We start from the raw sequence: 8,672 nt of genomic DNA, 5'->3' as shown, positions 1-8,672 counted from the left end.
CGGCGGGCAGCACGGCCTCGGTCACGGCGGCGTGCGCGGCGAACGGCCGCGACCGCACCTGCGCGAGCAGCCCGGCCAGGAAGAGGCCGTACCACCCGCCGAGCAGCACCACCGCCGTGTAGAGGCGGGAGGCGAACCGCCGCCTGCGCTCCGCTCCGCGCCGGGCCCCCAGCCACGCCCGGACGTCCGCCGTGCGGTCGCCGCCGGACCCGGCCGCCCGCCCGCGGCTGCGCTCCCGCGACCGCGCCGGCGCCGGGCCGCTCACGCGTCCTCCCGCGCGAGCACCTCGTCCGCGGGGCCGTCCGCGACCACCGCGCCGTCCTCCATCAGCACCACCCGGTGGGCGGCCAGGGCCAGCTCGCGGTGGTGGGTGGCGTAGAGGACGGCCGTGCCCCGGGCGCCCTCGGCGCGCACGACGTCCGCGAGGCGGCGGCGCGCGCCGGGGTCGAGCCGCTGTTCGGGCTCGTCGAGCACCAGCAGGTCGCGCGGCCTGATCAGCGCGGCGGCCAGCAGCAGCGACTGGAGCTGCCCCGAGGACAGCGCCCCGGGGACCGAGCCGCCGTGGGCCTCCAGCCGCAGCTCGCGCAGGACGGCGTCGATCCTCCCCCGGTCCGCCCCGTGGCCGACCGCGACCAGTTCCAGGTGCTGCCGCACGGTGAGGTCCGGGTACCAGCTCGGCGTGTCGGCGACGACGGCGACCCGGGCCCGCACCCGGGGGTCGTTCTCGGCCATCGGCGCCCCGTCGAGGAGGACCGTCCCGGTGTCGGGCCGGTCCCGTCCGGCGGCGATCCTCAGCAGGGTCGACTTGCCCGACCCGTTCGGTCCCATCAGCGCCACGAGCTCCCCGCGCGCGACGTCCAGCCGGACGGTGCGCAGCGCCACCCGTTCCCCGTAGGCCCGGCTCACTCCCGTGGCCGCCAGCAGAACCGCCGTCCCCACCTCTGCCCCCTCCCCGGGCGGGCGTTTCCGCCCGCCACCAGGCGATCATCGCACCACGCGGGCGGGCCGCGGGGCGGAGATCCCCGTCACTGCGGCCCCTCGGCCGTCCCACCGGCCCTCCACCTGTGCTACGGTCGCAGAAGTTGCAGTTTTGGTTCCCAGAGGCTTCGAGTGCTCTTCCGACCCTTTCGTCGACGAGCACTCTTTTTGTTTTCGGCGGTTTCACCACTTGCCGGAGATCTCCGGACGGGAAATCATCGCAGCGACTCCGGTTCCACACGGTGTGGATCCGGGCACTGCCCCAGAAGGAGATTCAATATGGCATCTGGCACCGTGAAGTGGTTCAACTCGGAAAAGGGTTTTGGCTTCATCGAGCAGGACGGCGGCGGCCCCGACGTCTTCGCCCACTACTCGAACATCGCCACCTCCGGCTTCCGTGAGCTTCAGGAGGGCCAGAAGGTGAACTTCGACGTCACGCAGGGCCAGAAGGGCCCGCAGGCCGAGAACATCGTTCCCGCCTGACGCTGACGCGCGTACGACGGACTGGGGCCCGCACACTTTGGGGTGCGGGCCCCAGTCCCGTGCTTTCCGGCACCACCGGGCGGCCCGGCCTCACGCCGCCGCCCACCCCGCACGGACGAACACACGGCGGAGCTTCACCTCCCGTACACCGTCCGGCTCATTCTTCCGGCGCAGTCGCCCGCCTTTTCCGGCCGGCGCCGTTTCGCCCGTTCACCGGCTCAGTATTGCGAATACCCGCAGGGCGTTCATCCGCCCGGGGGAATTCCTCGATACGTGTGCCGCATCGAGGAAGGTTCCGCATGAACCGCACCACACGCTCCAACGGCTCGCGCCCCGAGCGCCGCACCGCGGCCGGTTTCGGTGGCTCCGGCGGCTCCGCCCGCGGCGCCGGCCGTTTCCGCTCGCAGGGCTCCGGCTCCGGCGGCAGCCGTCAGGGCGGCGCCCCGTCCCGCAAGGGCGGCGCCCGTCGTCCCTCCTCCCCGGCCCGTTCCGCCGAGTTCGCGCCGCCCGCCACCATCACCCCGGCGCTGCCGGCCGTGGAGGCGTTCGCGGAGCTGGACCTGCCGGCGGCGCTGCTGTCCGCGCTGACGGCGCAGGACGTCACCGCCCCGTTCCCGATCCAGGCGGCCACGCTGCCGAACTCGCTGGCCGGGCGCGACGTCCTGGGCCGGGGCCGCACCGGTTCCGGCAAGACGCTGGCCTTCGGGCTGGCCCTGCTGGCCCGTCTGGCCGGGCAGCGCGCCGAGTCCCGGCAGCCGCTGGGCCTGGTCCTGGTGCCCACCCGTGAGCTGGCCCAGCAGGTCACCGACGCGCTCACCCCGTACGCCCAGGCGCTGCGGATGCGGCTCACCACGGTGGTCGGCGGCATGTCGATCGGCCGTCAGGCGAGCGCGCTGCGCGGCGGCGCGGAGGTCGTGGTGGCCACGCCGGGCCGGCTGAAGGACCTCATCGACCGTGGTGACGTCCGGCTGGACCGGGTGTCGGTCACGGTGCTCGACGAGGCCGACCAGATGACCGACATGGGCTTCATGCCGCAGGTCACCGCGCTGCTGGACCAGGTGCGCCCGGACGGGCAGCGGATGCTGTTCTCGGCCACCCTGGACCGCAACGTGGACCTGCTGGTGCGCCGCTACCTGCACGACCCGGTGGTCCACTCGGTGGACCCGTCGGCGGGCGCGGTCACCACGATGGAGCACCACGTGCTGCACGTGCACGACGCCGACAAGCACGCGACGACCACGGAGATCGCCGCCCGCGACGGTCGCGTGATCATGTTCCTGGACACCAAGCACGCGGTGGACCGGCTCACCAAGCACCTGCTGTCGGTGGGCGTGCGCGCCTCCGCGCTGCACGGCGGCAAGTCGCAGCCGCAGCGGACGCGGACGCTGGCCCAGTTCAAGGACGGCCTGGTGAACGTGCTGGTCGCCACCAACGTGGCGGCGCGCGGCATCCACGTCGACAACCTGGACCTGGTCGTCAACGTCGACCCGCCGGCCGACCACAAGGACTACCTGCACCGCGGCGGCCGCACCGCGCGGGCGGGCGAGTCCGGCACGGTCGTCACGCTGGTGCTGCCCAGCCAGCGGCGTGAGATGGACCGGCTGATGTCGGACGCCGGGATCACCCCGCGGATCGCCCGGGTGCGCTCGGGCGAGGCGGAGCTGACGCGGATCACCGGGGCGCAGGCGCCGTCCGGTGTCCCGGTGGTCATTCAGTCGCCGCCGGCCGCGGCGCCCGCGTCCCGTTCGGCGGCCTCCCGCCGGGGCCGCCGCAGCCGCCCCTCCCAGGCGCGCCGCCGCGCCACGGGCGGCGGCACCACCCGCTGACGTCCGCCCGCGGACGGCGCGTGCCGAAGGCCCCTGTCCCGTTCGTCCGAACGGGACAGGGGCCTTCGGCGTCGTGGGGCGGGGTCAGTCGTTGCGTTCCTCGTCGGTCGAGGAGGACCGGTCGTCGCCCTGGCGGGACCGTTCCTCCTCCGGGGTGACGTCCCGCTCACCGGTGACCTGCTCCAGCGGATGGCTCTTGTCGCCCCGCTCCTCGTCCTTGCGGTCAGGCATCGTCCCTCCTCCGTGGCGTGCGTGTGTGTCCGTTGCGCGAGTGACCCGGAGGCCGCGGCCGAATCCTCAGGGCCTGGTGCCCGCCCCTCCGCGCCCGGCGGGCGCGGTGCCGCGGCCCCGGGTCAGCAGCAGCGCCAGGGCGATCATGCCGAGGCCGAGGAAGAGGTGGAGCCAGTTGTCGGCCGTGTTGAGCGGCACGAAGTTGGCCGCGCTGTGGTGGTCGACCACCAGCCCGTACACCCACAGCACCAGGTAGATCAGGCCGCCGCCGATCAGGTAGGCGCGTGCCGCCGGCGCGGTGCGGGCCAGCGCGAGGCCCGCCACGCCGAAGAGCAGGTGGACGAGGTTGTGCAGGACGGAGACCTGGAAGAGTCCGAGCAGCTTCGCCCCCGACTCGTGCGACGCGAACTCCATCTCCCCGTAGTGCGTGGTGATCCCCGGGATGAACCCGAGGATCCCCACCAGCAGGAACACCAGTCCCACGGCCTGGGCGGCCCGCTGCACCGGGGTCCGGGCGCCGGCCGGGCCCGCCTGGTTCGTGGTCATCGTCGTACCGCCTCCTCACGGCGGTGCCGTCCTTCGGCGCCCGCCTCGTACACGGCCTGTGCCCCTGCTGCGCGAGAACAGTCAGAAGATCACCCTCCTGGAGCAGCCGGGAGTTTTCCGGCCCCTCCCCCGGGCACCCGCCCGCCATGTCCAGCAACCCGTCTCCGCTCGCCGACCGCACCGCCGCACTGCTGCTCAAGGGCTACGCCTGGCTGCCCGGCCTGGTCCGGCGCCGCGGCCACCCCCTGTCCACCCGGCTCATGGGCCGCCCGGCCGTGGCCGTGCGGGGCCCGGAGGCGGTCCGGTTCGTGTACGACGAGCGGCACGTGGTGCGCGGTCCCGCGCTGCCGGAACCGGTGCTGAGCACGCTCTTCGGCAAGGGCGCCGTGCACACCCTGGACGGGGAGGCGCACCGGGTGCGCAAGGCGATGTTCCTGTCCCTGCTGACCGATCCCGGGCAGGTCGCCGACCTGACCGAGCAGGTGGCCGACGCCTGGGAGCGGGCGGTGCCCGAGTGGGCGGAGCGCGAGGAGATCGTGCTGTTCGACGAGGCCGCCGTGGTCCTGACCCGTGCGGTGTGCCGGTGGGCCGGCGTGCCGCTGGAGGAGGCGGACGCGCGGCCGCTCTCCCGCGACCTGGTGGCCATGGTGGACGGTTTCGCCACCGCCGGCCCGCGGCACTGGCGGGCGCGCCGCGCCCGGTCCCGCCGCGAGTTCTGGGCCGCGGGCGTGGTCGAGGAGGTCCGCGACGGCGCCCTCGCCCCGCCGGAGGGGTCCGCGCTGGACGTGATCGCCCGGCACCGCGACGCGGACGGTCTGCTGCTGGAGCCGCGGGTCGCCGGCGTGGAGCTGCTCAACGTGCTGCGTCCGACGGTCGCGGTGACCTGGTTCGTCTCCTTCGCCGGACACCTGCTGCACCACCGCCCCGACGTGCGGGACCGGCTGTGGGCCGACGACGCCGCCTACCTGGCCGCGTTCGTCCACGAGCTGCGCCGCTTCTACCCGTTCGCGCCGTTCGTCGGCGGCCGGGCCCCGGCGGACGTCTCCTTCCGGGGGGAGGAGATCCCCGAGGGCGGCATGGTGCTGCTGGACCTGTTCGGCCAGAACCACGACGAGGAACTGTGGGGCGACCCCTACGTCTTCCGGCCGGAGCGGTTCCTGCGGCGGCCGGTGGAGCGCGACGAGCTGGTCCCGCAGGGCGGCGGCGATCCGGCCCGCGGCCACCGCTGCCCCGGCGAGGCGGTCACCATCGCGCTGCTGGAGGCGCTGACGCTGCGGCTGGCCCGGCTGGAGCACGAGGTGCCCGAGCAGGACCTGCGGATCTCCCTGCACCGGGTGCCGGCCCGGCCGCGCAGCGGCCTGCGGATCACCGTGACGGGGAAGTGACGCCGATGGCCAGGACCAAGCGCTACGCCGTGGCGGCGTCGGGGCGGTGGACCGACGAGGAGGACGGGCGGCGGCTCCCGGCGGGCGAGGTGCACGCCTGGGAGCCGGGGACGAACCAGACCGTGTGCGGGCTGTCCATCAGCCGCTCCGAGCTGACCCGGTTCTCGGGGATCACCTGGCAGGACGCCTTCCCCGAGTCCGGGGGCGCCGCGGACCGTGTCCAGCGGGTCTGCCCGCGGTGCGCCTCGGTGGCCGGGCGGCGCGGGCCGGACGCACGTCCCCGCTGGCAGCGCACCCGCCCGAGGCCGTGACAACGCACACATCCCGGCCCACGGGTTCGCCGCGCTTGCCCCGGTGCGGCGGTGCGGGGGATGGTGGGAGGACCAATGTCATTCAGAAGGGCGGTGGGCACGCCGGCAGTCGTGCCCCTAATCCTTGGACACATCGCATCCCCTCCACGACATCCCTCCGGCCGCGGGCCACGACCGCGGGGAGGCCCGGACCGCTCCCTTCCCCGTCCTGACCGTCGATCCGGCCGGTGTCGTGACCTCGCTGAATCCGGCCGCCGCCGCGCTGCTCCCGCGCGCCGCGGCCGGGACCGTGCTGCGCGGGGCGGCTCCCGCCTGGCTGGCCAAGGCCCACGAACGCCTCTGGCGGGCCTCCGCGGGGCCGGACCGGCCGGCCGCGTGCGGTCCGGTGGGCGATCTGTGGTTCCGCGCGACCCCGGTCCTCGCCGAGGACGGGGGCGTCGCCTGGTGGCTGGCGGACGAGACCGCCCGGCACGCCGCCGAGCGCCGCCTCGCGGAGGAACGGCGGCAGGCCGCCGTGCTCGCCGAGGTGTCCGGCGCGCTGCTCGCCACGCTGAACGCCGGGCGCTGCATGGAACTCGTCGCGCGGCTGGCCGCCGAGCACCTGGCGGACGCCGCGGTGGTGGTCGCCCCGGCGCTCGGGCGCGGGCTGCCGGTGGCGGTCTGCGGCCCGGACGGGACGACCACGCACCAGGTGCTGCGCGCCGAGCCGGACGCGGTGCCGGGGCTGGAGGAGGCGCTGCGGGGCCGCCTCCCCTCCGCGGACACGGTCGCCGTCGACCCGGCCCTCCTGCCCGGCTGGGTCCTGCCCCACTCGCCGGCGGGGCCGGTCACCCGCGCCTCGCTGACCCCTCTGCCCGGACAGGGCCTCCCGGCCGGGGCGCTGCTGCTGCTCGACACGGGCGCCTCGGACGGCGCCGAGGGCACCCGTCCCGGACCCGGCTTCACCCGGCTCTTCGCGATCCGGGCCGGCGCCGCCCTGTCGGCGGCGCGGCTGAACGCCGAACAGGCGGCGATCACGGCCACCCTGATGCGCGGGCTGCTGCCGCCCGACCTGACCGCCGTGCACGGCGTGGAGTACGCGGGCGTGTACCGCCCGTCGGGGGCGAGCGAACGGGTCGGCGGCGACTTCTACGACGTCCACCCGGGCGCCGGTCCGGACGACGAGACCCTGGTCGTGCTGGGCGACGTGTGCGGCAAGGGCCTGGAGGCCGCCGTGCTCACCGGCAAGATACGCAACACCCTCCAGGCGCTGCTGCCGCTGGCCGACGATCACCAGCGGCTGCTCGGGCTGCTCAACGGCGCCCTGCTCACCCCGGCCAACCCGCGCTTCGCCACGCTGGCACTGGCCTCCGTGGTGCGCGACGGCCCGCTGGTGCGGCTGCGGGTGACCAGCGCGGGGCACCAGCCGCCGGTGGTGGTCCGCCGCTCCGGCGAGGTGGAGGAGGTGCCCACCCAGGGCACCCTGGTCGGCGCGTTCCGCCGGATCGGCTCCACCACCGTGGAGGTGGTGCTGGAGCCGGGCGAGACCTGCGTGTTCTTCACCGACGGCGTCACCGAGGCGCGCGGCGGACCGATGGGCGACGAGATGTTCGGCCAGCGGCGGCTGGAGGCCGGGCTGTCACGGTGCGCCGGGATGCCGGTGCACGCCCTGGTGGATCACGTGCACATGCTGGCCGCCGAATGGATCGGCGGGAACGACCACGACGACATCGCGGTGGTGGCCGTCGGGGCCCCCTTCCGTGGAACCCCCGAGGAAGGCCCGACCGCATGACGACGTCCCACCGCCCGGAGACGGGCACGGAACCGAGCACGGAGCCGGGCCCGGGGGCCCCGGTCGTCACGGAGGAGGTCCACGAGCGTCTGTGGGCGGCCCTGCGCGACGGCGACGAGTACACGGCGTCCGGCGTCGTCATGGATGCCGTGGAGGCCGGCGCGAGCGTCGAGGAGGTGCTGCTCGACCTGATCGCGCCCGTCCAGGCGCGGATCGGCGCGGAGTGGGCCGCGAACCGGATCACGGTCGCCCAGGAGCACTCCGCGACGGCGGTCAACGAGCGGGTGATGGCGGCGCTGGCCCACCACCCCGGGCACCGGCCGTCGCCCCCGCGCCTCGGGCGGATCACCGTGGCCTGCGTGGACGGCGAGTGGCACGCGCTGCCCGCCCGGCTGGTCTCGGAGGTGCTGCGGCGGCGCGGCTGGGAGGTCGGCTTCCTCGGCGCCCACGTGCCCACGCCGCACCTGGTCGCCGAACTGCACGCGACCGCGCCGCGGGCGGTGGCGCTGTCCTGCTCGATGCCGCGTCACCTGCCGGTCGCCCACCGGGTGATCGCGGCCTGCCAGGCGGCCGGGTTCCCCGTCCTCGCGGGCGGCCGGGCGTTCGGACCGGACGGCCGTCACGCGCGGGCGCTGGGCGCCGACGGGTGGGCGCCCAACGCGCGCGGGGCCGCCGAGGTGCTGGCGTCGGGACTGGCCGGCAGCCTGCCGCGGCCGGCGCACCTCCCGGTCGAGGACCTGCCGCACCTGGCCGACCACGAGTACGCGGCGGTGACGCGGGCGCGGCAGCGGCTGGTGCGGGAGGTGCTGGCGGGGCTCGAGGAGCGGTTCCCGCCGATGCGTTCCTACACCGACGAGCAGCGCGACCGCACGGCCGAGGACGTCGCCCACGTCGTCGACCACCTGGTGGCGGCCCTCTACGTCGACGACGACGCGCTGTTCACCGGCTTCATCACCTGGACGGCGGAGGTCCTCACCGCGCGCGGGGTTCCCGCCGCGAGCCTGGACCCCACCCTCGACCTCCTCACCGCCGGCCTCCCCGCCGCGGCCCCCCGCGCCCGCCGCGTCCTCGCCGCCGGCCGGGCGGAGCTCGCCGCGGCCGGCTGACCGGCCCTCCGCCCGCCGCCCGGCGGCCCCCGTCG

9 protein-coding genes and 1 pseudogene are annotated in these 8,672 nt (G+C 75.5%); 6 read left to right on the top strand and 4 right to left on the bottom strand.

Going from position 1 to position 8,672, the window contains the following annotated elements:
• Together A2U95_RS31235 and A2U95_RS31230 are read right to left on the bottom strand one after the other, a co-directional pair.
• Positions 1-265 (bottom strand): annotated as a pseudogene (locus tag A2U95_RS31235) (hypothetical protein); the annotation flags it as partial.
• Positions 262-939 carry an ATP-binding cassette domain-containing protein gene (locus tag A2U95_RS31230; RefSeq protein ID WP_240958510.1) on the bottom strand — a complete coding sequence of 226 codons (678 nt, stop codon included), beginning with the start codon at positions 937-939 and terminating at the stop codon, positions 262-264. The pseudogene A2U95_RS31235 and the gene A2U95_RS31230, both read right to left, overlap by 4 nt.
• 318 nt (positions 940-1,257) lie before the next feature.
• Here A2U95_RS31230 and A2U95_RS31225 point away from each other — a divergent pair, with 318 nt between their 5' ends.
• Both A2U95_RS31225 and A2U95_RS31220 read left to right on the top strand, forming a co-directional pair.
• Positions 1,258-1,461, top strand: coding sequence for a cold-shock protein (locus A2U95_RS31225; RefSeq protein WP_108952184.1), 204 nt, complete (start codon positions 1,258-1,260; stop codon positions 1,459-1,461).
• Between the two features lie 299 nt (positions 1,462-1,760).
• Positions 1,761-3,287 carry a DEAD/DEAH box helicase gene (locus tag A2U95_RS31220; protein ID WP_166029287.1) on the top strand — a complete coding sequence of 509 codons (1,527 nt, stop codon included), beginning with the start codon at positions 1,761-1,763 and terminating at the stop codon, positions 3,285-3,287.
• Positions 3,288-3,371: 84 nt separating this feature from the next.
• Here A2U95_RS31220 and A2U95_RS31215 read toward each other — a convergent pair whose 3' ends face one another.
• Complete coding sequence (locus A2U95_RS31215; RefSeq protein ID WP_166029285.1) at positions 3,372-3,518, bottom strand: hypothetical protein; 147 nt, start codon at positions 3,516-3,518, stop codon at positions 3,372-3,374.
• Positions 3,519-3,584: 66 nt separating this feature from the next.
• Positions 3,585-4,064 (bottom strand): DUF4383 domain-containing protein, encoded by a 480-nt coding sequence (locus tag A2U95_RS31210; RefSeq protein WP_166029283.1) that lies wholly within the window; start codon positions 4,062-4,064, stop codon positions 3,585-3,587.
• Positions 4,065-4,210: 146 nt separating this feature from the next.
• Between A2U95_RS31210 and A2U95_RS31205 the strand changes: the two genes are divergently transcribed.
• From A2U95_RS31205 to A2U95_RS31190, 4 genes are all read left to right on the top strand, one after another.
• Positions 4,211-5,449 (top strand): cytochrome P450, encoded by a 1,239-nt coding sequence (locus tag A2U95_RS31205; RefSeq protein WP_166029282.1) that lies wholly within the window; start codon positions 4,211-4,213, stop codon positions 5,447-5,449.
• A gap of 5 nt (positions 5,450-5,454) precedes the next feature.
• Positions 5,455-5,760 (top strand): hypothetical protein, encoded by a 306-nt coding sequence (locus A2U95_RS31200; RefSeq protein ID WP_166029280.1) that lies wholly within the window; start codon positions 5,455-5,457, stop codon positions 5,758-5,760.
• A 124-nt stretch (positions 5,761-5,884) separates the two neighbouring features.
• A complete protein-coding gene (locus A2U95_RS31195; RefSeq protein ID WP_166029278.1) occupies positions 5,885-7,531 on the top strand; it encodes a PP2C family protein-serine/threonine phosphatase in 1,647 nt (548 codons plus the stop codon).
• Positions 7,528-8,637, top strand: a complete 1,110-nt coding sequence (locus tag A2U95_RS31190) for a cobalamin B12-binding domain-containing protein (protein WP_166029276.1) — start codon at positions 7,528-7,530, stop codon at positions 8,635-8,637. The genes A2U95_RS31195 and A2U95_RS31190 overlap by 4 nt, the downstream gene beginning before the upstream one ends.
• The last annotated feature ends 35 nt before the right edge of the window (positions 8,638-8,672 follow it).

The organism is Streptomyces chilikensis, from assembly GCF_001642695.1.
Lineage (GTDB): Bacteria > Actinomycetota > Actinomycetes > Streptomycetales > Streptomycetaceae > Streptomyces > Streptomyces chilikensis.
The sequence above is the reverse complement of the archived record's forward strand: the minus strand, read 5'-3'. Positions and strand labels throughout refer to the sequence as shown.

Bases quoted from the DNA above. Each gene is read 5' to 3' on its own strand.
- A2U95_RS31225 (WP_108952184.1), top strand. From the start codon at position 1,258: ATGGCATCTGGCACCGTGAAGTGGTTCAACTCGGAAAAGGGTTTTGGC.
- A2U95_RS31220 (WP_166029287.1), top strand. From the start codon at position 1,761: ATGAACCGCACCACACGCTCCAACGGCTCGCGCCCCGAGCGCCGCACC.
- A2U95_RS31215 (WP_166029285.1), bottom strand. From the start codon at position 3,518: ATGCCTGACCGCAAGGACGAGGAGCGGGGCGACAAGAGCCATCCGCTG.
- A2U95_RS31210 (WP_166029283.1), bottom strand. From the start codon at position 4,064: ATGACCACGAACCAGGCGGGCCCGGCCGGCGCCCGGACCCCGGTGCAG.
- A2U95_RS31205 (WP_166029282.1), top strand. From the start codon at position 4,211: ATGTCCAGCAACCCGTCTCCGCTCGCCGACCGCACCGCCGCACTGCTG.
- A2U95_RS31200 (WP_166029280.1), top strand. From the start codon at position 5,455: ATGGCCAGGACCAAGCGCTACGCCGTGGCGGCGTCGGGGCGGTGGACC.
- A2U95_RS31190 (WP_166029276.1), top strand. From the start codon at position 7,528: ATGACGACGTCCCACCGCCCGGAGACGGGCACGGAACCGAGCACGGAG.